Origin of the sequence: Pseudomonas sp. PDM13, from assembly GCF_025685765.1 — a bacterium.
GTDB classification, from domain to species: domain Bacteria; phylum Pseudomonadota; class Gammaproteobacteria; order Pseudomonadales; family Pseudomonadaceae; genus Metapseudomonas; species Metapseudomonas solani.
Genome location: NZ_JAOTQU010000002.1, coordinates 1 through 22,524, shown reverse-complemented (window position 1 = coordinate 22,524; position 22,524 = coordinate 1). Strand labels below are relative to the sequence as shown.

Annotated in this window: 23 protein-coding genes; 20 read left to right on the top strand and 3 right to left on the bottom strand. The window is 65.2% G+C overall.

What is annotated here, in order from left to right; all coding sequences use genetic code 11:
• Positions 1-4: 4 nt before the first annotated feature.
• From OEJ36_RS02025 to OEJ36_RS01960, 14 genes are all read left to right on the top strand, one after another.
• A complete protein-coding gene (locus OEJ36_RS02025; protein ID WP_021217144.1) occupies positions 5-877 on the top strand; it encodes a ParB/RepB/Spo0J family partition protein in 873 nt (290 codons plus the stop codon).
• A 147-nt stretch (positions 878-1,024) separates the two neighbouring features.
• Positions 1,025-1,432, top strand: a complete 408-nt coding sequence (locus OEJ36_RS02020; protein ID WP_043241800.1) for a F0F1 ATP synthase subunit I — start codon at positions 1,025-1,027, stop codon at positions 1,430-1,432.
• 16 nt (positions 1,433-1,448) lie between these two features.
• Positions 1,449-2,318 carry a F0F1 ATP synthase subunit A gene (gene atpB, locus OEJ36_RS02015; RefSeq protein WP_021217146.1) on the top strand — a complete coding sequence of 290 codons (870 nt, stop codon included), beginning with the start codon at positions 1,449-1,451 and terminating at the stop codon, positions 2,316-2,318.
• 190 nt (positions 2,319-2,508) lie between these two features.
• Positions 2,509-2,766, top strand: coding sequence for a F0F1 ATP synthase subunit C (gene atpE / locus OEJ36_RS02010; RefSeq protein WP_003457994.1), 258 nt, complete (start codon positions 2,509-2,511; stop codon positions 2,764-2,766).
• 48 nt (positions 2,767-2,814) lie between these two features.
• Positions 2,815-3,285, top strand: a complete 471-nt coding sequence (locus OEJ36_RS02005; protein ID WP_021217147.1) for a F0F1 ATP synthase subunit B — start codon at positions 2,815-2,817, stop codon at positions 3,283-3,285.
• A 12-nt stretch (positions 3,286-3,297) separates the two neighbouring features.
• A complete protein-coding gene (locus OEJ36_RS02000; RefSeq protein WP_021217148.1) occupies positions 3,298-3,834 on the top strand; it encodes a F0F1 ATP synthase subunit delta in 537 nt (178 codons plus the stop codon).
• A 21-nt stretch (positions 3,835-3,855) separates the two neighbouring features.
• Positions 3,856-5,400 carry a F0F1 ATP synthase subunit alpha gene (gene atpA / locus OEJ36_RS01995; RefSeq protein WP_021217149.1) on the top strand — a complete coding sequence of 515 codons (1,545 nt, stop codon included), beginning with the start codon at positions 3,856-3,858 and terminating at the stop codon, positions 5,398-5,400.
• 50 nt (positions 5,401-5,450) lie between these two features.
• Positions 5,451-6,311 carry a F0F1 ATP synthase subunit gamma gene (atpG, locus tag OEJ36_RS01990; protein ID WP_021217150.1) on the top strand — a complete coding sequence of 287 codons (861 nt, stop codon included), beginning with the start codon at positions 5,451-5,453 and terminating at the stop codon, positions 6,309-6,311.
• Positions 6,312-6,341: 30 nt separating this feature from the next.
• Positions 6,342-7,718 (top strand): F0F1 ATP synthase subunit beta, encoded by a 1,377-nt coding sequence (gene atpD, locus OEJ36_RS01985; protein ID WP_021217151.1) that lies wholly within the window; start codon positions 6,342-6,344, stop codon positions 7,716-7,718.
• A 43-nt stretch (positions 7,719-7,761) separates the two neighbouring features.
• Positions 7,762-8,187 carry a F0F1 ATP synthase subunit epsilon gene (locus OEJ36_RS01980; protein ID WP_021217152.1) on the top strand — a complete coding sequence of 142 codons (426 nt, stop codon included), beginning with the start codon at positions 7,762-7,764 and terminating at the stop codon, positions 8,185-8,187.
• Positions 8,188-8,286: 99 nt separating this feature from the next.
• Positions 8,287-9,651 (top strand): bifunctional UDP-N-acetylglucosamine diphosphorylase/glucosamine-1-phosphate N-acetyltransferase GlmU, encoded by a 1,365-nt coding sequence (gene glmU, locus OEJ36_RS01975; RefSeq protein ID WP_263400183.1) that lies wholly within the window; start codon positions 8,287-8,289, stop codon positions 9,649-9,651.
• Between the two features lie 116 nt (positions 9,652-9,767).
• Positions 9,768-10,538, top strand: coding sequence for a DeoR/GlpR family DNA-binding transcription regulator (locus OEJ36_RS01970; protein ID WP_021217154.1), 771 nt, complete (start codon positions 9,768-9,770; stop codon positions 10,536-10,538).
• An 11-nt stretch (positions 10,539-10,549) separates the two neighbouring features.
• On the top strand, positions 10,550-12,397 hold the full coding sequence (gene glmS / locus OEJ36_RS01965; RefSeq protein WP_263400182.1) for a glutamine--fructose-6-phosphate transaminase (isomerizing): 1,848 nt from the start codon (positions 10,550-10,552) through the stop codon (positions 12,395-12,397).
• A 155-nt stretch (positions 12,398-12,552) separates the two neighbouring features.
• Complete coding sequence (locus OEJ36_RS01960; protein WP_263400181.1) at positions 12,553-13,482, top strand: LysR family transcriptional regulator; 930 nt, start codon at positions 12,553-12,555, stop codon at positions 13,480-13,482.
• 3 nt (positions 13,483-13,485) lie between these two features.
• Here the strand turns inward: OEJ36_RS01960 and OEJ36_RS01955 are convergent, their stop codons facing one another.
• Positions 13,486-14,013, bottom strand: a complete 528-nt coding sequence (locus OEJ36_RS01955) for a hypothetical protein (RefSeq protein WP_263400180.1) — start codon at positions 14,011-14,013, stop codon at positions 13,486-13,488.
• A gap of 131 nt (positions 14,014-14,144) precedes the next feature.
• On the opposite strand from OEJ36_RS01955, the gene OEJ36_RS01950 reads away from it, so the two are divergent.
• The 3 genes from OEJ36_RS01950 (at position 14,145) to OEJ36_RS01940 (ending at position 18,190) form a co-directional block, all read left to right on the top strand.
• A complete protein-coding gene (locus tag OEJ36_RS01950; RefSeq protein WP_263400179.1) occupies positions 14,145-15,434 on the top strand; it encodes an MFS transporter in 1,290 nt (429 codons plus the stop codon).
• 16 nt (positions 15,435-15,450) lie between these two features.
• Positions 15,451-16,920: a CapA family protein gene (locus OEJ36_RS01945; protein ID WP_263400178.1), complete on the top strand. Its 1,470-nt coding sequence runs from the start codon at positions 15,451-15,453 to the stop codon at positions 16,918-16,920.
• 172 nt (positions 16,921-17,092) lie between these two features.
• Positions 17,093-18,190, top strand: coding sequence for a M14 family metallopeptidase (locus OEJ36_RS01940; protein ID WP_263400177.1), 1,098 nt, complete (start codon positions 17,093-17,095; stop codon positions 18,188-18,190).
• Positions 18,191-18,194: 4 nt separating this feature from the next.
• On the opposite strand, the gene folE2 is transcribed toward OEJ36_RS01940, so the two are convergent.
• Positions 18,195-19,097, bottom strand: coding sequence for a GTP cyclohydrolase FolE2 (gene folE2, locus OEJ36_RS01935; RefSeq protein WP_263400176.1), 903 nt, complete (start codon positions 19,095-19,097; stop codon positions 18,195-18,197).
• A gap of 70 nt (positions 19,098-19,167) precedes the next feature.
• Here folE2 and dksA point away from each other — a divergent pair, with 70 nt between their 5' ends.
• Together dksA and zigA are read left to right on the top strand one after the other, a co-directional pair.
• Positions 19,168-19,587, top strand: a complete 420-nt coding sequence (gene dksA / locus OEJ36_RS01930; protein ID WP_263400175.1) for an RNA polymerase-binding protein DksA — start codon at positions 19,168-19,170, stop codon at positions 19,585-19,587.
• A 51-nt stretch (positions 19,588-19,638) separates the two neighbouring features.
• Positions 19,639-20,844, top strand: coding sequence for a zinc metallochaperone GTPase ZigA (gene zigA / locus OEJ36_RS01925; protein WP_263400174.1), 1,206 nt, complete (start codon positions 19,639-19,641; stop codon positions 20,842-20,844).
• A gap of 156 nt (positions 20,845-21,000) precedes the next feature.
• On the opposite strand, the gene OEJ36_RS01920 is transcribed toward zigA, so the two are convergent.
• On the bottom strand, positions 21,001-21,360 hold the full coding sequence (locus OEJ36_RS01920; RefSeq protein WP_263400173.1) for an NADH:ubiquinone oxidoreductase: 360 nt from the start codon (positions 21,358-21,360) through the stop codon (positions 21,001-21,003).
• 82 nt (positions 21,361-21,442) lie between these two features.
• Here OEJ36_RS01920 and OEJ36_RS01915 point away from each other — a divergent pair, with 82 nt between their 5' ends.
• Positions 21,443-22,408: a CobW family GTP-binding protein gene (locus OEJ36_RS01915; RefSeq protein WP_263400172.1), complete on the top strand. Its 966-nt coding sequence runs from the start codon at positions 21,443-21,445 to the stop codon at positions 22,406-22,408.
• Positions 22,409-22,524: the final 116 nt, after the last annotated feature.

Sequence of the window (22,524 nt, the reverse complement as noted above, 5' to 3'; positions counted from 1 at the left end):
CCGCATGGCAGCGAAGAAAAGAGGTCTGGGCCGTGGCCTGGACGCCCTGCTGGGCGGAAACACCGCGACCGTACTGCAGGAGGAGGCCGCCAAGGCCGACACCCGCGAACTGCAGAACCTGCCCCTGGAGCTGATCCAGCGTGGCAAATACCAACCCCGCCGTGACATGGACCCGACCGCCCTCGAAGAGCTGGCGCAGTCGATCCGTGCCCAAGGCGTCATGCAACCCATCGTGGTGCGCCCCATCGACGGTGGTCGCTTCGAGATCATCGCCGGCGAACGCCGCTGGCGTGCCAGCCACCAGGCCGGCCTGGATCGGATCCCCGCCCTGGTGCGCGAAGTGCCGGATGAAGCCGCCATCGCCATGGCGCTGATCGAGAACATCCAGCGCGAAGACCTCAATCCCATCGAGGAAGCCGTTGCCCTGCAGCGCTTGCAGCAGGAGTTCCAGCTGACCCAGCAGCAGGTCGCCGAGGCCGTCGGCAAATCGCGGGTGACCATCACCAACCTGCTGCGCCTGATCGCCCTCCCCGAGGAGATCAAGACCCTGCTTTCCCACGGGGATCTGGAAATGGGCCATGCCCGTGCCCTGCTCGGTCTGCCGGCCGAACAGCAGGTCGAAGGGGCGCGACATGTTGTCGCACGAGGCCTGACCGTGCGCCAAACCGAGGCACTGGTGCGGCAATGGCTGAGCGGCAAGGACAAAGCTGTCGAACCGGTCAAGGCCGATCCGGACATCAGTCGCCTCGAACAGCGCCTCGCTGAGCGGCTGGGCGCTCCGGTGCAGATAAAACACGGCCAGAAAGGCAAAGGTCAGCTGGTCATCCGCTACAACTCCCTCGACGAGTTGCAAGGCGTTCTGGCCCACATTCGCTGAAACATTTGACCATGTAGCGCGCGGTCGGAATTCACTACCCGGCAGTTGAATAGGGGGTATTCCACCCCTATACTCTGCGCGCAATTTTGTCGGCACAAACTATGCCAAGTTATTGATTCGAGGCGCCGACTCAGAGGACCCGCTGCGATGGATCTACGCATGCAAAACCGCCTGCCCTTCCATCGCCTTCCGGTATTCCCGGTGCTGCTGGCCCAACTGGTCGTGTTGCTGATCGCCGCTGTCGTTCTTTGGCTATGGCGCGATGGTGTAGCTGGTTACTCTGGTTTGTGCGGCGGCCTGATCGCGTGGGTGCCGAATCTGTATTTCGCCCACAAGGCGTTCCGTTTCAGTGGAGCGCGCGCGGCTCAGGCGATAGTCCGGTCTTTTTATGCCGGCGAGATGGGCAAGATGATTCTGACGGCGGTGCTCTTCGCACTGACGTTCGCAGGCGTGAAACCCCTGGAAGCACTGGCGGTATTCGGTGTCTTCCTGCTGACCCAGGCGGTCAGCTGGTTCGCTCCCCTGTTAATGAGAACAAGATTTTCGAAACCTTAGGGCGTTTGAGGCAAACATGGCAGAGCAAACCGCTTCGGGCTATATCCAGCACCACCTGCAAAACCTGACTTTCGGTAAACTGCCGTCCGGCGAATGGGGCTTCGCCCACACCGCCGAGCAAGCCAAGGAAATGGGCTTCTGGGCTTTCCACGTGGACACCCTGGGCTGGTCCATCGCCGTAGGCCTGCTGTTCGTGATCCTGTTCCGCATGGCGGCCCGCAAAGCCACCTCCGGCATCCCCGGCGGCCTGCAGAACCTGGTCGAAGTCATGGTCGACTTCGTCGACGGCAGCGTGAAGGACACCTTCCACGGCCGTAACCCGCTGATCGCCCCCCTGGCACTGACCATCTTCGTCTGGATCTTCCTGATGAACGCCATCGACCTGGTTCCGGTCGACTGGATTCCGGTCCTGGCGGCGAAGATCACCGGTAACGAGCACCTGTTCTTCCGTGCCGTACCGACCACCGACCCGAACGCCACCCTGGGCATGGCCCTGTCGGTGTTCGCGCTGATCATCTTCTACAGCATCAAGGTCAAGGGCATCGGCGGCTTCGTCGGCGAGCTGACCCTGCACCCCTTCGGCAGCAAGAACATCTTCGTTCAGATCCTGCTGATCCCGGTGAACTTCCTGCTCGAGTTCGTGACCCTGGTGGCCAAGCCGATCTCCCTGGCCCTGCGTCTGTTCGGCAACATGTACGCCGGCGAGCTGGTGTTCATCCTGATCGCCGTCATGTTCGGCGCCGGCATGATCCTGCTCAGCGGCCTGGGTATCGCACTGCAGTGGGCGTGGGCTGTGTTCCACATCCTGATCATCACCCTGCAGGCCTTCATCTTCATGATGCTGACCATCGTCTACCTGTCGATGGCGCACGAAGACAACCATTAAGAACGCAGCTCGTCCCTGATGTCCTTCTCCCTCGGGGGAAGGCGCCCGAAGGGCGGATGAGGGATGGGGTTCGAGATGGTCCCGCGCCAACCAGCGCGGGAATGCCCGAAAGGGCAGCTGGAAAGAAGACGATTTCGTTTTACCGCTTCACTTAAACCTTAACCAACACGACATAAAGTCGGGAGGAAAAATGGAAACTGTAGTAGGTCTCACTGCGATCGCCGTAGCTCTGCTGATTGGCCTGGGTGCCCTGGGTACCGCTATCGGCTTCGGTCTGCTGGGTGGCAAGTTCCTGGAAGGCGCCGCTCGCCAGCCGGAAATGGTCCCGATGCTGCAGGTCAAAATGTTCATCGTCGCCGGCCTGCTGGACGCCGTGACCATGATCGGCGTTGGTATCGCTCTGTTCTTCACCTTCGCTAACCCGTTCATTGCTCAGGTAGCCCAATAATCCTCTTTCTAGAGGATTGGACTGACAACGAACGAGCGAGGTGTTGGCGTGAACATTAATGCAACCCTGATCGGCCAGTCCGTCGCGTTCTTCATTTTTGTACTGTTCTGCATGAAGTTCGTGTGGCCTCCGGTCATCACGGCACTGCGCGACCGTCAGAAGAAGATTGCCGACGGCCTGGACGCTGCCAACCGCGCGGCTCGTGACCTGGAGCTGGCCCACGAAAAAGTGGCCCAGCAACTGCGCGAAGCCAAGACTCAGGCAGCTGAAATCATCGAGCAAGCCAAGAAACGCGGTACCCAGATCGTCGACGAAGCTCGCGATCAGGCCCGTGTAGAAGGCGAGCGCCTCAAGGCGCAGGCTCAGGCCGAGATCGAACAGGAACTGAACAGCGTCAAAGACGCGCTGCGCGCCCAACTGGGTAGCCTGGCCGTCGGCGGTGCCGAGAAGATCCTGGGTGCCACTATCGATCAAAACGCGCACGCGGAGCTGGTTAACAAACTGGCCGCCGAAATCTAAGCGAGGGCGATCATGGCAGAACTGACCACGCTGGCCCGACCTTACGCCAAGGCTGCTTTCGAGTACGCCCAGGCCCATCAGCAGCTGGCCGCCTGGTCGGCCATGCTAGGCCTGGCCGCTGCGGTGTCCCAGGACACCACCATGCAGCAGGTGCTCAAAGCCCCGCGTCTGACGAGCGAAGAAAAAGCCAACACCTTTGTCGAGGTGGTTGGTGAGAAGTTCGATGCATCGGTAAGCAATTTCATCCACGTGCTCTCCGAGAACAGCCGCCTCGTGCTGCTGCCGGAAATCGCCGAACTGTTCGAGCTGTACAAGGCCGAGCAGGAGAAGTCGATCGACGTGGAAGTCACCAGTGCCTTTGCATTGAACACAGAACAGCAAGACAAACTCGCCAAGGTTCTCAGCGCACGGCTCAGCCGGGAAGTGCGCCTGCACGCCGCGGAGGATGCCAGCCTGATAGGCGGCGTCGTCATCCGTGCCGGCGACCTGGTTATCGATGGCTCGGTTCGCGGCAAGCTCGCGAAACTGGCCGAAGCGTTGAAATCCTGAGTTTGAAGGGGCAGCAGAGCAATGCAGCAACTCAATCCGTCCGAAATTAGTGAAATCATCAAGGGGCGCATCGAGAAACTCGACGTGTCCTCCCAAGCCCGTAACGAAGGCACCATCGTCAGCGTATCCGACGGTATCGTGCGTATTCACGGTCTGGCCGACGCGATGTACGGCGAGATGATCGAGTTCCCCGGTGGCGTCTATGGTATGGCGCTGAACCTGGAACAAGACTCCGTGGGTGCCGTGGTACTGGGTAGCTACCTGACCCTCGCCGAAGGCATGAGCGCCAAGTGCACCGGCCGCATCCTGGAAGTACCGGTTGGTCCGGAACTGCTGGGTCGCGTGGTCGATGCCCTGGGCAACCCGATCGACGGCAAAGGCCCTCTGAACAACGTCGCTACCGACGCTGTCGAGAAGGTTGCGCCGGGCGTGATCTGGCGTAAGTCGGTCGACCAGCCGGTACAGACCGGTTACAAGTCCGTCGACGCCATGATCCCGGTAGGCCGTGGCCAGCGTGAGCTGATCATCGGTGACCGTCAGATCGGCAAGACCGCCCTCGCGGTCGACGCCATCATCAACCAGAAGAACAGCGGCATCCGCTGCGTCTACGTTGCCATCGGTCAGAAGCAATCGACCATCGCCAACGTCGTGCGCAAGCTGGAAGAGAACGGCGCCCTGGCCAACACCATCGTGGTGGCTGCCTCGGCTTCCGAATCTGCTGCGCTGCAGTTCATCGCACCGTACGCCGGCTGCACCATGGGCGAGTACTTCCGCGACCGCGGCGAAGACGCGCTGATCGTTTATGACGATCTGTCCAAGCAAGCCGTTGCCTACCGCCAGATCTCCCTGCTGCTGCGCCGCCCGCCGGGCCGCGAAGCCTACCCAGGCGACGTGTTCTATCTCCACAGCCGTCTGCTGGAGCGCGCTTCCCGCGTTTCCGAAGAGTACGTCGAGAAGTTCACCAATGGCGCCGTGACTGGCAAGACCGGTTCCCTGACCGCTCTGCCGATCATCGAAACCCAGGCCGGTGACGTTTCCGCGTTCGTTCCGACCAACGTGATCTCCATCACCGACGGTCAGATCTTCCTGGAATCCGCCATGTTCAACTCGGGTATCCGTCCGGCCGTCAACGCCGGTATCTCGGTATCCCGCGTAGGTGGTGCAGCCCAGACCAAGATCGTCAAGAAGCTGTCCGGTGGCATCCGTACCGCCCTGGCCCAGTACCGTGAACTGGCGGCTTTCGCCCAGTTCGCCTCTGACCTGGACGAAGCGACCCGCAAGCAGCTGGAACACGGTCAACGCGTTACCGAGCTGATGAAGCAGAAGCAGTACGCGCCCATGTCGATCGCTGACATGTCGCTGAGCCTGTACGCGGCCGAACGTGGCTTCCTGCAGGACGTCGAAGTCGCCAAAGTCGGCGCCTTCGAGCAGGCCCTGATTGCCTACTTCAACCGGGATCACGCCGCTCTGCTGGCGAAGATCAACGAGAAGGGTGACTTCAACGACGAAATCGACGCTGGCCTCAAAGCCGGTATCGAGAAGTTCAAAGCCACCCAAACCTGGTAAGCCGCAGCGGGCGTCGCAAGACGCCCGCTTGCTAACCCGATAGGTGTCAAATGGCAGGCGCAAAAGAGATTCGCAGCAAGATTGCGAGCATCAAAAGCACGCAAAAGATCACCAGCGCCATGGAAAAGGTGGCCGTCAGCAAGATGCGCAGGGCTCAAATGCGCATGGCTGCCAGCCGTCCCTATGCGGAGCGTATCCGTCAGGTGATTGGTCATCTGGCCAACGCCAACCCGGAATACCGCCACCCGTTCATGATCGAGCGCGAAATCAAGCGCGTCGGTTATGTCGTGGTGAGCAGTGACCGTGGTCTGTGCGGTGGCTTGAACACCAACCTGTTCAAGGCCCTGGTCAAGGACATGTCGGCGAACCGCGAGAAGGGCGTGGAGATCGATCTCTGCGTGATCGGCAGCAAGGGTGCGGCATTCTTCCGCAACTTCGGCGGCAACGTCGTCGCAGCCATCAGCCAACTCGGCGAAGAGCCTTCGATCAACGACCTGATCGGCAGCGTCAAGGTGATGCTGGATGCCTACCTGGAAGGTCGTATCGACCGTCTCTCGGTAGTCTCCAACAAGTTCATCAACACCATGACCCAGAAGCCCACCGTGGAGCAGTTGGTTCCGCTGGTGGCAGATGCCGACCAGGATCTCAAGCACCACTGGGACTATCTCTACGAACCCGACGCCAAAGAGCTGCTGGACGGCCTGATGGTGCGCTACGTGGAGTCGCAGGTGTACCAGGCGGTCGTCGAGAACAACGCAGCCGAACAAGCGGCGCGGATGATCGCGATGAAGAACGCCACTGACAACGCCGGTGACCTGATCAGCGAACTTCAGCTGGTCTACAACAAGGCCCGTCAGGCTGCGATCACCCAAGAGATCTCGGAAATCGTCGGCGGCGCTGCCGCGGTTTAAGAACGGTTCAAATATTCAGAGGACCAAATGATGAGTAGCGGACGTATCGTTCAAATCATCGGCGCCGTCATCGACGTGGAATTCCCGCGTGACCAGGTGCCGAACGTCTACGAGGCGCTGAAAGTTCAAGGCGCTGAAACCACCCTCGAAGTTCAGCAGCAGCTGGGCGACGGCGTGGTACGTACCATTGCGATGGGTTCGACCGAAGGCCTGAAACGTGGCCTGGACGTCGCCAGCACTGGCAAGGCCATTTCCGTACCGGTGGGCAAAGCGACCCTCGGCCGGATCATGGACGTGCTGGGCAACCCGATCGACGAAGCCGGCCCCATTGGCGAAGAAGAGCAGTGGGAAATCCACCGCGCTGCTCCGTCCTATGCCGAGCAGGCTGGCTCCAACGAGCTGCTGGAAACCGGTATCAAGGTAATTGACCTGGTTTGCCCGTTCGCCAAGGGCGGCAAGGTCGGTCTGTTCGGTGGCGCCGGTGTCGGCAAGACCGTAAACATGATGGAACTGATCCGTAACATCGCCATCGAGCACAGCGGTTATTCCGTGTTCGCCGGTGTGGGTGAGCGTACCCGTGAGGGCAACGACTTCTACCACGAGATGAAGGACTCCAACGTTCTGGACAAAGTGGCCCTGGTATACGGCCAGATGAACGAGCCGCCGGGCAACCGTCTGCGCGTTGCACTGACCGGCCTGACCATGGCCGAGAAGTTCCGTGACGAAGGCCGTGACGTTCTGCTGTTCGTGGACAACATCTACCGCTACACCCTGGCCGGTACCGAAGTGTCCGCGCTGCTGGGTCGTATGCCGTCCGCGGTGGGTTACCAGCCGACCCTGGCTGAGGAAATGGGCGTTCTGCAAGAGCGCATCACCTCTACCAAGACCGGTTCGATCACCTCGATCCAGGCCGTATACGTTCCTGCGGACGACCTGACCGACCCGTCCCCGGCGACCACCTTCGCCCACCTGGACGCCACCGTCGTTCTGTCCCGTGACATCGCGTCCCTGGGTATCTACCCGGCCGTGGACCCGCTGGACTCCACCTCTCGCCAGCTCGACCCGCTGGTGATCGGTCAGGACCACTACGACACCGCTCGCGGCGTCCAGTACGTTCTGCAGCGTTACAAGGAACTGAAGGACATCATCGCGATCCTGGGTATGGACGAACTGTCCGAAGCGGACAAGCAGCTCGTATCCCGCGCTCGTAAGATCCAGCGCTTCCTGTCCCAGCCGTTCTTCGTGGCTGAAGTATTCACCGGTTCGCCCGGCAAGTACGTCTCCCTGAAGGACACCATCGCTGGCTTCAAAGGCATCCTCAACGGCGACTACGATCACCTGCCCGAGCAGGCGTTCTACATGGTCGGCGGCATCGAAGAAGCCATCGAGAAAGCGAAGAAACTGTAACCCCCTGGGCGCCCGGCGACGGGCGCTTACGTGAGGCAAGCGTATGGCTATTACTGTCCATTGCGATATCGTCAGCGCCGAAGCGGAGATCTTCTCCGGTCTGGTGGAGATGGTGATTGCGCACGGCAACCTCGGCGATCTGGGTATCGCGCCGGGTCACGCCCCGCTGATCACCGACCTCAAGCCGGGCCCGATCCGCTTGGTGAAGCAGGGTGGCGAGGAGGAGGTGTACTACATCTCCGGTGGTTTCCTCGAGGTGCAGCCGAACATGGTGAAGGTCCTGGCCGACACCGTTCTGCGCGCCGGCGACCTGGACGAAGCTGCTGCTCAGGAGTCCCTGCGGGCTGCTGAAAAGGCTCTGAACGAGAAGGGCGCGGAGTTCGATTACTCCTCCGCCGCTGCTCGCCTGGCCGAGGCTGCTGCCCAGCTGCGCACCGTCCAGCAGATCCGCAAGAAGTTCGGCGGCTAACCCCGCGCTCTTCATCGCAAGCGAGTAAAAGGGTAGCCTTGGCTACCCTTTTTCTTTTCCGGCAGTGCCGGTTATCCACAGGCTCGGAAGCTCCCCTCCATGTCACTCGATATCGTCATCCTCGCCGCTGGCCAGGGCACCCGCATGCGTTCGGCCCTGCCCAAGGTCCTCCACCCCATCGCCGGCAAGGCCATGCTTGGCCACGTCATCGACAGTGCGCGCAAGCTGCAGCCCCAGGGCATCCACGTGGTGATCGGCCATGGCGCCGACACGGTGAAGGAACGACTGGCAGCGGATGACCTCGGTTTCGTGATCCAGGCCGAGCAGCTGGGGACCGGCCACGCCGTCGCCCAGGCCCTGCCGCAGCTCAGCGCCGAGCGCGTGCTGATCCTCTACGGCGACGTGCCGCTGATCGAAGTGGAGACCCTGGAGCGCCTGCTGCAGAAGGTCGGCCCCGAGCAACTGGCGCTGCTCACCGTCGAGCTGGACGACCCCACCGGCTACGGCCGCATCGTGCGTGACCAGCAAGGCGTGGTGAAGGCCATCGTCGAGCACAAGGACGCCAGCCCCGAGCAGCGTCTCATCCGCGAAGGCAACACCGGCATCCTCGCCGTCCCGGGCAAGCGCCTGGCCGACTGGCTGGGCCGCCTCTCCAACAACAACGCCCAGGGCGAGTACTACCTCACCGACGTCATCGCCATGGCCGTGGCCGATGGCCTGGTGGTCGCCACCGAGCTGCCCCAGGACGCCATGGAAGTGCAGGGCGCCAACGACCGCATCCAGCTTTCCGAGCTCGAGCGCCACTACCAGAAACGCGCCGCCCGCCGCCTCATGGCCCAGGGCGTCACCCTGCTGGACCCGGCGCGCTTCGACCTGCGCGGCGAAGCCAGCGTTGGCCGTGACGTGCTCATCGACGTCAACGTGATCCTCGAAGGTCGCGTGGTCATCGAGGACAACGTGCAGATCGGCCCCAACTGCGTGATCAAGGACAGCACCCTGCGCCGTGGCACCATCGTCAAGGCCAACAGCCACCTGGATGGCGCCGAAGTGGGCGAGGGCGCCGACTGCGGCCCGTTCGCCCGCCTGCGCCCGGGGGCGGTGCTAGGGGCCAAGGCCCATGTGGGTAACTTCGTCGAGATCAAGAACGCCGTCCTCGGCGAGGGCGCCAAGGCCGGCCACCTCAGCTACCTGGGGGATGCCGAGATCGGCGCGCGCACCAACATCGGTGCCGGCACCATCACCTGCAACTACGACGGCGCCAACAAGTCCCGCACCGTGATGGGCGAGGACGTCTTCATCGGCTCCAACAGCGCCCTGGTCGCCCCGGTGACCCTGGGCGACGGCGCCACCACCGGTGCCGGCTCCACCATCACCCAGGACGTGCCCGCCCACGCCCTGGCGGTCGGCCGCGCCAAGCAGCGCAACATCGAAGGCTGGAAACGCCCGGTGAAGCTGAAGAAATAAGCCTGTGGATAACTGCAAAAGGCGGCCTGTGCCGCCTTTTGTCGTTTCAGGTCTTGACGCAAAAGCTTCGTTAGGTTTTGATTCGCACTCTTTTTCTTTCGAATCGAAACTTAAGCATGTCGAAGCGCAATACGCCGCAACGTCGCCACGCCATCCTCGCCCTCCTGGCCGAGCAGGGCGAAGTCAGTGTCGACGCGCTCGCCAAGGGTTTCGCCACCTCGGAAGTCACCATCCGCAAGGACCTCGCCGCCCTGGAGGCCAACGGCCTGCTGCTGCGCCGCTATGGCGGTGCCGTGCCGGTGCCCCAGGAGTTCATGGTCGAGGCCAGCCAGCCGGTCTCCCGCTACAAACAGGCCATCGCCCGGGCCGCCGCTGATCGCATCCGCGAACATGCACGGATCATCGTCGACAGCGGCAGCACCACTGCTGCGCTGATCCCCGAGCTGGGCCACCGCCCCGGCCTGGTGGTGATGACCAACTCGCTGAACGTCGCCACCGCCCTGCGCGACCTGGAACAGGAACCCGTGCTGCTGATGACCGGCGGCACCTGGGACCCGCACTCCGAGTCCTTCCAGGGCCAGGTGGCCGAGCAGGTCCTGCGCTCCTACGACTTCGACCAGCTGTTCATCGGTGCCGACGGCATCGACCTGGCCCGTGGCACCACCACCTTCAACGAACTGCTGGGCCTGTCGCGGGTCATGGCCGAGGTCGCCCGCGAGGTGATCGTCATGGTCGAGGCCGACAAGGTCGGGCGGCGCATCCCCAACCTGGAGCTGCCCTGGAGCAGCGTCCATACCCTGATCACCGACGAGCGCCTGCCCCAGGACGCTCGCCAACAGATAGAGGCGCGGGGCATCACCCTGGTCTGCGCGCCTGTGGATAACTGAGGAGAAAATTTATGTGTGGCATCGTCGGCGCAGTGGCTGAACGGAACATCACCGCCATCCTCGTGGAAGGCCTCAAGCGTCTCGAATACCGCGGTTACGACAGCGCCGGCGTCGCCGTGCTGGACAACGATGGCGTGCTCCAGCGCCGCCGCCGCGTCGGCAAGGTCAGCGAGCTGGAACAGGCCCTGGCCGAGCAGCCCCTGGCCGGTCGCCTGGGCATCGCCCACACCCGCTGGGCCACCCACGGCGCGCCCACCGAGCACAACGCCCACCCGCACTTCTCCGGCGACCTGGCCCTGGTGCACAACGGCATCATCGAGAACCACGAAGCGCTGCGCGCCCAGCTCAAGGGCCTGGGCTACGTGTTCACCTCCGACACTGACACCGAAGTCATCGTCCACCTGCTGCACCACACCCTGGGCGAGGCCGGCGACCTTGCCGCTGCCCTCAAGGCCGTGGTCCCGCAACTGCACGGCGCCTACGGCCTGGCGGTGATCAACCGCGCCCAGCCCGACCGCCTGCTGGCCGCCCGCAGCGGCAGCCCGCTGGTGATCGGCCTTGGCCTGGGCGAGAACTTCCTCGCCTCCGACCAACTGGCCCTGCGCCAGGTCACTGACCGCTTCATGTACCTGGAGGAGGGCGACATCGCCGAAATCCGCCGCGACAGCGTGCAGGTCTGGGACCAGCAGGGCAACGCGGTGCAACGCGAGGCCGTGCAGTACCACGAAGGCGCCGAAGCCGCCGACAAGGGCGAGTACCGCCACTTCATGCTCAAGGAAATCCACGAGCAGCCCAAGGTCGTGCAGCGCACCCTGGAAGGTCGCCTGGGTTCCGACCACGTGCTGGTCCAGGCCTTCGGCCCGCAGGCCGCCGAGCTGTTCGCCAAGGTGCGCAACGTGCAGATCGTCGCCTGTGGCACCAGCTACCACGCCGGCATGGTCGCCCGTTACTGGCTCGAAGACCTGGCCGGCATCCCCTGCCAGGTGGAAGTGGCCAGCGAGTTCCGCTACCGCAAGGTCGTGGTGCAGCCCGACACCCTGTTCGTCACCATCTCCCAGTCCGGTGAAACCGCCGACACCCTGGCCGCCCTGCGCAACGCCAAGGCACGCTCCAATGAAGAAGGGCGCTACCTCGCCAGCCTGGCCATCTGCAACGTCGGCACCAGCTCCCTGGTGCGCGAATCCGACCTCACCCTGCTGACCCTGGCCGGCCCGGAAATCGGCGTCGCCTCCACCAAGGCCTTCACCACCCAGCTGGTGTCCCTGCTGCTGCTCACCCTCAGCCTCGGCCAGGTGCGCGGCACCCTGGACAAGGCCGAGGAAGCGCGCCTGGTGGAAGCCCTGCGCCGCCTGCCGACCCACCTGGGCGAAGCCCTGGCCATGGACAAGACCGTGGAAAAGGTCGCCGAGCTCTTTGCCGAGAAGCACCACACCCTGTTCCTCGGCCGTGGCGCCCAATACCCGGTGGCCATGGAGGGTGCGCTCAAGCTCAAGGAGATCTCCTACATCCACGCTGAGGCCTACCCGGCCGGCGAGCTCAAGCACGGCCCCCTGGCCCTGGTGGATGCCGACATGCCGGTGGTCACCGTCGCGCCCAATAACGAGCTGGTGGAAAAGCTCAAATCCAACCTGCAGGAAGTGCGCGCCCGTGGCGGCCAGCTGGTGGTCTTCGCCGACCGTGAAGCCGGCATCGACAACGGCGAAGGCACCCACGTGGTGGCCATGCCGCACATCGTCGACGCCCTGGCGCCGATCCTCTACACCCTGCCGCTGCAGCTGCTGTCCTACTACGTCGCCGTGCTCAAGGGCACCGACGTCGACCAGCCGCGCAACCTGGCCAAGTCCGTCACCGTGGAATGATGCCCGGTCGATAAAGAAGGGCCCCCGCAAGGGGGCCTTTTCGTTTCCGCTCCAGAAGCGCCCCCGGGCTGAAGCCCGGGCTACTTCTCTTTACAGCACCGGGGATGGCTCTTGCCTTACAGTCGCCCCACGTCAACAGGAAACCGGGCCCGTCCATGAAGTTGCACCAGCTCCGCGCCATCGTCGCCATCTACGAGAGCGGCAGCATCCAGGAGGCTTCGCGCCTGTTGCACATCTCGCAGCCGGCCCTGTCCAAGAGCATCAAGGAGCTCGAGGCCGATCTCGGGGTCCAGCTTCTGGTGCGCTCCAACCGGGGCATCACCGCCACCGATTTCGGCGAGCGCCTGGTGCGTCGCGCGCGTCTGATCCTCGAAGAGGTGCGCCGTGCACGGGAGGAGATCGACACCCTCAAGGGCGTGATGGATGGCAAGGTCTCCATCGGCGTATCACCGGTCACCCCGGGCGCGCAGTTCATCGACAGCCTCAACCGCTACCGCAAGCGCTACCCCAATGTGCGGGTGCAGATCCACGAGCTGCGTCCTTCCAAGCTGATGGAGGGCCTGCGTGAAGGCCTGCTCGACCTGGTGCTCACGTCCCTGCCCGCCAGCCGCAACAACGATGGCTTCCACTGGGCCGAGCTCTACGCCCAGCCCACGGTGCTGGCCGTACGCAAGGGCCACCCGCTGCGCAATGCCCGCTCGCTCTCCGAGCTGCTGGGGGAGGAATGGCTGCTGCAGGACTCCCTGGAGCAGTCCCGCATCGGCTGCATGTTCGAGACTTACCGCCTGCCGCCGCCGCAGCGGGTGATCGAATGCGCCTCGGTGGTGCTCTTCTCCGAGCTGGCGCTGAACACCGATGCGGTCAGCTACTGGTCGCGGCGCATCCTCGACCACGTCAGCAAGCTGGGCCAGGACCTGGAAATCCTCGACCTGGCCGAACAGGTGCCACCCATGAACATCTCCCTGGTCTGCCGCGACCAGGAGCTGGTCACCCGCGAGGCCAAGGCGCTGATCGACGAGCTGGTGTACGCCTACCGCCACCCCAATGCGCCGCAGCCGAACGAAGTGAATAGTCCGGGGAAGTGATCCTCAGGCCGAGGTCAGCCGTGGCTGGCGATCGAGGAAGCGCACCAGATCCTGCACGCGGTGCACCTTGCCGAACCAGGGATTGAGGTCGGTGCTTTCAAGGGAGCGGCCGCATCGTGCGGCGATGGGGCCGAGCAGGTCGAGGTCAAGGTCCTCGCCATCCACACGCAGATCCTTGCGCAGATGATCGTCTGCTCGTATGGGCAATGCGCCGCCCAGATAGTCGTGCAGTTCCTCGTACACGGCGCGGATGACCCAGGTGTCGACCTCACGCCGAGGGAAGGTGCGGGCGAACTGGCAGATGGACTCCCCGCGCCGCTCCTGAGCCAGGCGTTGGATATGGCGCGATCGGGTGACGTGCTCGGCCACCCCCAGAAAAGCCAATGCAACCAGGCCGATCAGCAGGATGGGCTTCAGCCAGATAGCCAGCAGCAGGCCGCCCGAGATGGCAATGGCGAGCAGCCGATAGCGGAGGAGGACAGGGGGGCGCTCAGGTTCCGAGCCAGGCATCCGGCGAGAGGGAATGCGCATGCTGGGCACCTCGTGCGGGGAATTTTCGGGAGCATAACCAAAGCCGATACGCATGCGCAGAGGTGATTATCCGCCTGCGCCGGCCTGGGGCATCCTGCGTGCCATTCCGCAGTTCGAGCAAGGGCCGCTCCATGCAAGCATCCGAAAACGCGCGTCGCCCGCTGGTGGTGGCGCTGCTGATGGCGGTGATGGTCATCAGCGTGCTGGACAAGAGCATCTTCGCCTTCGCCGGGCCGCAAATCATCGACGAGCTGAAGCTGACGCCCGAGCAGTTCGGCTTCATCGGCAGCGCTTTCTTCTTCCTCTACTCGGTATCGGGCGTGCTGGTGGGCTTTCTCGCCAACCGCCTGCCCAGCCGCTGGATCCTCGGTGGCATGTCGCTGGTGTGGATGCTCGCCCAACTGCTCACCGCCATCAGCAGCAGCTTCTTCGCCCTGGTGGCCAGCCGCATGCTGCTCGGCGCCGGCTGCGGCCCGGGCACCGCGGTGACCCAGCACGCCTGCTTCAAGTGGTACGCCCCCCGTGAACGGGTGCTGCCCTCGGCGCTGATCCAGGTGGCGATCATGCTCGGCGCCATCGCCGGTGCCCTGTCGCTGCCGCTGCTGATCCAGCACCTGGGCTGGCGCGTGGGCTACCTGATCCTCGCCGGTGCCGGCCTGGTGTGGCTGGTGTTGTGGCTCGTCCACGGCCGTGAAGGCCGCCATGACGACGCCAGCGACGCCACCTCCGGTGCCGTGGTGCCCTACCGCCGCCTGCTGCTCAACCGCACCTTCGTCTTCATCACCCTGGCCGGCTTCTGCAGCTACCTGCCCACCGCGCTGATCTACAGCTGGGTGCCGGTCTACCTGCAGAAGGGCCTGGGCCTGGCGCCCATGCAGTCGGGCTACGTGGTGATGGCCGCCACCCTCGGCGTGATCGTCCTCAACCTGCTGGTGTCCGGCCTTTCCCAGCGCGCCCTCAAGCGCGGTGCCAGCGTGCGCCTGGCGATGGTCGCACCGCCGACCCTGGCCTGCCTGGTGGCGGGTGTGGCGATGGCCGTCATGGGCTTCTTCGAGCAGGGCCTGGCGGGCACCCTCGGCCTCTACCTGCTGGGCGGCATCCTGGTGAACCTGCTGCCGGCCTTCGCCAATAGCATCGTCGCCTTCATCGCCCCGGCCCGGCAGCGCGGCAGCATGCTGGCCATCCACATCGGCCTGATGACCAGCGCCGGCATGCTCGCCCCGCACCTGGTGGGCCAGGCCGTCGCCTGGCGCGGTGGCGACATCCTCCAGGGCTTCGAGCTCACCGTCGGCCTGTTCGGCCTGGCCCTCATCGCCAGTGCCCTCGTCGGTGTGGCGCTGATCGACCCCGAGCGCAGCCGCCGCCAGATCGCCCGCCACTCCCAGGACTCCGTCAACGCCCCGGCCCCGTGCCAGGCCTAAGCCAGGAATACGCGTCATGCAGCAACGTGTGAAAGCTCCGCAGCAACGCCCCGAAACCCTCGAACTGCAACCCACCTGGCGTGAGGCGGATGTCGAGGACGGTTTCTGCGTGGTCGCCGTGGGCGACATCATCATCACCCACGCCATCCGCGAGAAGCTGGCGCGCAAGTCGCCAGAGCTGCTGGACATCCTCGGCCGTGGCGATCTGGTGGTGGGCAACTACGAAGGCTCGGCCATCGACCTGCAGCGCTACGACGGCCACCCGGAGGCGGAATCCGGTTTCGCCTGGCTGATCAGCGATGCCGATGCGCCGGCCGACCTCGCCAGCATGGGCTTCAACCTCATGGCCCGGGCCAACAACCACGCGCTGGACTGGGGCGTAGCCGGTATGCGCATGACCGACCAGCTGCTGGACGACGCCGGCATCGCCCACGCCGGCACCGGCTCCAGCCTCGCCGCCGCCCGCGCCCCGGCCTTCGTCAACACCGGCAAGGCGCGCGCTTCGCTGATTTCCTACGCCACCACCTTCGAAGCCAACTCGCCGGCGGGCGACGGTCTCGGCGTGGTGCCACCGCGCCCGGGGCTTAACCCGCTGCGCACCACGCCCCATCGCCTGGTGTCGTCGGAAGACTTCGCCGTGCTCAAGCGCCTCAACGACCAGGAAGCCTTCCAGGACCACTACCTGCTCAAGGCCCTGCACGGCGAGCACAGCGTGCACCTGGGCATGGCGCTGCACTACCGCGTCGACCCCAAGGCCGCGCCAGGGTCGCTGCGCATCCACCACGAGTGCGACAAGCGCGACCAGGCCGAAATCCTGCGCAACCTGCGCCAGGCCAAGCAGACCTCGGACTTCACCCTCGTCGCCCAGCACACCCACGAGCCGGACAACTTCACCACCGAAGTCCCCAGCTACCTGCCGGGCCTGGCCCGTGCCCTGGTGGACAACGGCGCCGACATGCTCTGTGGCCATGGCCCGCACCAGTTGCGTGGCATCGAGTTGTACAAGGGCAAGCCGCTGCTCTACTCCCTGGGCAACTTCTGCTTCATGGACAACAGCCAGCAGGTGGTTGCCCGTGACGAATGGGAAGAGCTGGAGTGGATGGCCGCCGAGGCGATCGTGGGACCCAAGGGCATCACCAATCCGCGCCTGTCGACGCCCGCCGAGTTCCTCGAATGGCGCCGCGTGGTGGGCATCTTCGCCGAGCCGATCTGGTTCGAAAGCGTGGTCGCCGAATGCCGCTTCGACGCCAAGGGCTGCCTCAAGGAGATGCTCCTGCACCCCATCGAGCTTGGGTTCGACGGGCGGGATGCCGAGCGGGGCATCCCGCGCCTGGCCTTCGACACCGACGCCAATGGCGGCCAGGCCCGGCGCATCCTCGAGCGCCTGCGGGACCTCTCGGCCGAGTTCGGCACCCATATCGAGATCGAGGACGTGCACCTGGGCGAGCGAACCAGCAGCCTCGGGCGCATCACCCCGGACGCCTGAGCGGCGTCGCGGCCCCCGGCGCGCCGGATCGGCAACCGGGGGCCAGGGGTCATCCGCCCCGCACCTTTCCACTCTTCATTGCGGCGCGTGCCTGGCCGCGTGCGGGCTATCCGTCCGTCCGCGCTCCGGCCCCGCGTGCCTGGCACGACGCGCTGTTATCCACAGGTGAACCATGACGCTGTCCTGCTTTTCCCAGAGCTACGCCGAAGCCCGCGAGAAATTCCTCAACCGCTGCGCCGAGCGCGGGCTGGTGGTGGAATCCCACATTCATCCCCTGGCCGGCCGTGATGGCGAGCAACTGGCCGTCGATGTCGCCCGCAGCGGCCCGGCCGATGCCGCCAACCTGCTGGTGATCAGCAGTGGCTGCCATGGCGTGGAAGGCTTCTGCGGCTCAGGCGTGCAACTGCACCTGCTGGGTGACGACGCCTGGATGGCCCGCGGCCGCGAAGCGGACCTGGCGGTGCTCTACATCCACGCGATGAACCCCTATGGCTTCTCCTGGCTGCGCCGGGTGACCCAGGAGAACGTCGACCTCAACCGCAACTTCGTCGACTTCGACCAGCCACTGCCGGACAACCCCGATTACCGTGCCGTGGCGCCGCTGCTGCTGCCCCAGCGCTGCCCGCCGACGCTGCTCAGCAGCCTGGGCCTGGTGGGCTACGCCCTGCGCCATGGCCGCGCCGCTTTGCAGGCGGGCATCTCCCGTGGCCAGCACGGCGACCCCCGCGGCCTGTTCTTCGCCGGGGACGCGCCCACCTGGAGCAACCGCACCCTGTGCACCATCCTCCAGCGCCACGGCCGCCAGTGCCGCCGCCTGGGCTGGATCGACCTGCACACCGGGCTTGGCCCGCGCGGCGTTGGCGAGCGCATCTACAAGGGGCTGCAGCGCGAGGAAGACATGCAACGCTCCCGTGCCTGGTGGGGCCCCGGGCTGACCAACAGCTTCGATGGCAGCTCCACCTCGGCGCACCTCAACGGCACCCTGGACATGGCGGTGATGGCCGAATGCGCCCAGGCCGAATACACCGGGCTGACCCTGGAATACGGCACGCAGCCGGGCTGGAAGGTGCTCAGCGCCCTGCGCGCCGAACAGTGGCTGCAGAACCACCCCGAAGCGGACGCCGCCACCGTCACGCGCATCAAGCAGCGCATGCGCGACGCCTTCTATGTGGATGCGGACGACTGGAAGCGCCAGGTGCTGGAGCAGGGCAGGGAAGTGGCCCTGCAAACCCTCGACGGCCTGCGCGGCGCCCCGCATTTCGCCGTCTGAGCCCCTAGCGCGCGGGTTGCTGCTCCCATCGCCAGCTGGCGCAGGCCACCGCGTCGTGGGCGTGCAGGCTCTCCGCATGCACCACGCGCAGTTGGTGCGCCAACACCCAGGGCAGGGCTTTCAGGGCCTGGTCCAGGCGGCGGGCGGCATCCTCGCAAAACAGCAGGTTGTGGCCATTTGCTATTGCGAAAGCCTGCTCGTCGGCACGCTTGACCGCCGTCTGCAGGGCGGTGCCCAGGGCTGCTTCGGCGCTGTCCAGCAGCTCCACCAGGGGCAACTCCTCGCCAGCCAGGCGGACGCGCAGGTACGCCTGGCTGCGCTGGCTGTGGGGCGTCGCCGGCATCCCCGCCTGGCTGCCCAGCCACTCATGCACCTCCTCGAAGGACGCCAGGCGCTCGGCGAAGTGCCGGGCGAAGGCATTCTGCGTCGCCTGGCGTGACAGCGCCGCCGAGCAGGGGCAGGTGGATGAATAGCCCACCTCGGCCTGCAGTTCCACGTGAAACCCCCATGGATCGAGGCGTACAGCGATCTCGAAGGGATAAGCCTTGTGGCCGGACAGCGCGCTCACCAGCGCCGGGCGCTCCAGCAACAGCTCGCCACGCAGCTCCAGGGAAGCGCTGCGGGAAAGGCCTTCGTGGCTGTCCAGGCAGCGCTGCAGCAGCTGGCGCAGCGCGGGCAAGGTCGCCGGTTTATTGCCCAGCTCCTCCCCCAGTGCCAGGTACAGCCGTGACATATGGATGCCCCTTGCACTGGCGTCGTCGAGGCTGACGCCGATATCCACCCGCGCCTTTACCGGCTGGCCGCAGAGGATCAGGGGCAGGGCGATATCCCCCATGCCCACCCAATCGAGGGCGCCGTGGCAGGGGGCGTTCTGGATGGCCATGTCGGGCAAGGTCTGGACGTTCATCGTTGATCCGGGGTTTGAATTCGGAAGATTATGTTATGTTATAACACTTGAAAATCAAGTGGCCGCCATCATGCCCGACCTTCCCTTCAGCGAGCAGGACCTGCTCGACCAGCCCGCCGATCGCTACATGGACGACGCCCAGCAGACCTATTTCCGCCTGCTGCTGCTGACGGAACGCGATGACCTGCGTGCCCGCATCGACGAAGAAATCGACGAGCTGCGCGAGGCCCACCCGGCCAGCGACGACGTCGACATCGCCAGTCGCGAGGAGCAGCGCCAGTGGCAGCTGCGGCGCCTGGAACGGGAAAAGAAGCTGCTCGACAAGATCGACGGTGCCCTGGAACGCCTGGCCCGTGGCGAATACGGCTGGTGCCTGGAGACCGGCGAGCCCATCGGCCTGCGCCGCCTGCTGCTGCGCCCGACCGCCGAACTGTGCATCGAAGCCAAGGAACGCCAGGAACAACGCGAGCGCCACCGGCGCGAAGCCTGAGAAACCCCCAGAGCGGCCACCCGAGCCGCCCAGCCTGAACCGGAGAAACCCATGACCGCCCGACTCCCCGTCACCCTGCTTTCCGGCTTCCTCGGCGCCGGCAAGAGCACCCTGCTCAACCATGTGCTGAAGAACCGCGAGAACCTGCGCGTCGCCGTGATCGTCAACGACATGAGCGAAATCAACATCGACGGCAGCGAGGTGCAGCGCGACGTCAGCCTCAATCGCGCCGAAGAACGCCTGGTGGAAATGAGCAACGGCTGCATCTGCTGCACCCTGCGCGAAGACCTGCTGGAAGAGGTCAGCCGCCTCGCCGGCGAAGGGCGCTTCGACTACCTGCTGATCGAATCCACCGGCATCTCCGAGCCGCTGCCGGTGGCGGAGACCTTCACCTTCCGCGACGAGCAGGGCCAGAGCCTCTCCGACCTGGCGCGGCTGGACACCCTGGTCACCGTGGTCGATGGCGTGAATTTCCTGCGTGACTTCCACGAGGCGCAGAGCCTGGCCAGCCGTGGCGAGACCCTGGGCGAGGAAGACGAGCGCTCCATCACCGACCTGCTGATCGAGCAGGTGGAGTTCGCCGACGTCATCCTCATCAGCAAGATCGACCTCATCAGCCAGGCCGAGCGCGAGGAGCTGACCGCCATCCTCGCGCGCCTCAACACCCATGCCGAGATCCTGCCCATGAGCATGGGCCAGGTGCCCCTGGAAAAGATCCTCGACACCGGCCGCTTCGACTTCGACCGTGCCGCCGAAGCCCCCGGCTGGCTCAAGGAGATGCGCGGCGAGCACGTGCCGGAGACCGAAGCCTATGGCATCGCCTCCACCGCCTACCGCGCGCGCCGGCCCTTCCACCCGCAGCGCTTCCACGCCTTCCTCGACCGCGAATGGACCAACGGCCGTCTGCTGCGCTCAAAGGGCTACTTCTGGTTGGCCAGCCAACCCCGCGAGGCTGGCAGCTGGTCCCAGGCCGGCGGCCTGATGCGCCATGGCCACGCCGGGCGCTGGTGGCGCTTCGTACCCCGCGAACAGTGGCCCACCGACGAAGACGGCCTGCGCGCGGTGATGAACCACTGGGAAGCGGACGTGGGCGACTGCCGTCAGGAGCTGGTGTTCATCGGCCAGGGCATCGACTTCGAGCGCCTGCATCGCGAACTGGACGCCTGCCTGCTGGACGACCGCGAACTGGCCGGGGGCATGGCGAGCTGGGAGGCGTTGCCCAACCCCTTCGGTGGCTGGGGTGAGCAGGTGGCCTGAACTGTGGATAAGCCGGGCTGTGGATAACCCATCGGCCGGGCAAAAAAAGGGCCGCCCCGTGGGGCGGCCCTATCACCAAGAGTCACACCGGCGCTGGGCCGGAATGGGGTGAGGTACCCAGCGCCAGTGAAGCACGGCGCTGTTACCAGGGGATGACTAGGGCTTCTCCTGCTCCCAGGTGCCCTTGCTCTGCCCCTCGCAGAAGGGCTTGAGGTAGCGCGCGTCGGTGGCCACGCCGTAGTAGTGGATGTCCTGGCGGTAGGCGATGTTGCTCACCTGGGCGTTGCTGCACACGCCGAAAGCGCCGCTCGGGCACTGGTCGGCGTAGCTCACCTCGACCTTCTGCCCGGGCATCTGCGGCTTGCAGAAGCCGTCGCGGAACAGCTGCGGCGGGATGCTGCGGTTCTGCTGGCAGACCTTCACGTCGAGCTGGTCGCTCTGGCTGTGGACGATGCAGGCCTCGGCCAGCGCATCGGCGGACAGGACCAGCAGCAGGGGCAGTAGGCAGAGACGCATGAACGCAGGACCTCGGGAAAATAATGGGCGCGACTCTAGCACGAGGCTTTATTCCGAACCCGTGACGCAGCACCATAGCGCGATGCTTGCCCATATCCCCACCCACCTGGTGGCCGGCCCCCTGGGCGCCGGCAAGACCAGCCTCATCCGCCACCTCCTGGCGCAGCGCCCGCACGACGAGCGCTGGGCGGTGCTGATCAATGAATTCGGCCTGGTCGGCCTGGATGCCGCGCTGCTGGAAACCGGCGACGACGGCATCGCCCTGGCCGAGGTGGCCGGTGGCTGCCTGTGCTGCGTCAACGGTGCGCCCTTCCAGGTCGGCCTCGGCCGCCTGCTGCGCAAGGCGCGGCCGGACCGGCTGTTCATCGAACCTTCCGGCCTCGGCCACCCCGCCGAGCTGATGCGCCAGCTGCGCGAGCCGCCCTGGGAAGGCGTGCTGGCCCTGCAGCCGAGCCTGCTGGTGCTGGATGCCGCCGCCCTGGCCCGTGGCGATGCCTTGCCCGACAGCCAGCGCGATGCCCTCGAAGGCGCCGGCCTGCTGGTGCTGAACAAGGCCGAGAACCTCGATGCCGATAGCCGCCAGCGAGTGGCCGACCAACTGCCGCCGCTGCCCGTAAGCTGGACGGTGCAGGGCCGTCTGCCCCTGGCCGACCTGCCGGGGCTCGATGCCAAGGCCGGCGCCGCTGTGGATAACCCGACCCTGCCCTCCGGCCAGGCGGCTCCGCCCGCGCTGTGGATAAACCCCGGGCAGCCCATTATCCAGGCACAGGATGCGGCGGATGGCTGGACCATCGGCTGGCGCTGGCACCCCTCGCAGACCTTCGAGCTGATGCGTGTGCAGTTGTGGTTGGCGAGCCTCGGCTGGCGCCGCGCCAAGCTGGTTATCCACAGCAACGCCGGTTGGCTCTCCGGCAATGCCCTCGACGGTGCGCCCCTCCACTGGCAGGCCAGCGAATGGCGCAAGGACTCGCGGCTGGAGCTGATTTTCTCCACGCCCCAGGACGAGGACCCGCTCAAGGCTGGATTCGAGGCTTGTCGACTGACTTGAGCCGTACCGTCGTTCCGACGGAAGCCTTCAAGCGCACTGCAGTCTGTAAACCTGGCGAAGGAGTTGGAGCAGCCGCCAACGCCCCTCCAGGAGGCCGAACGCAGTCGTTGCGCCGG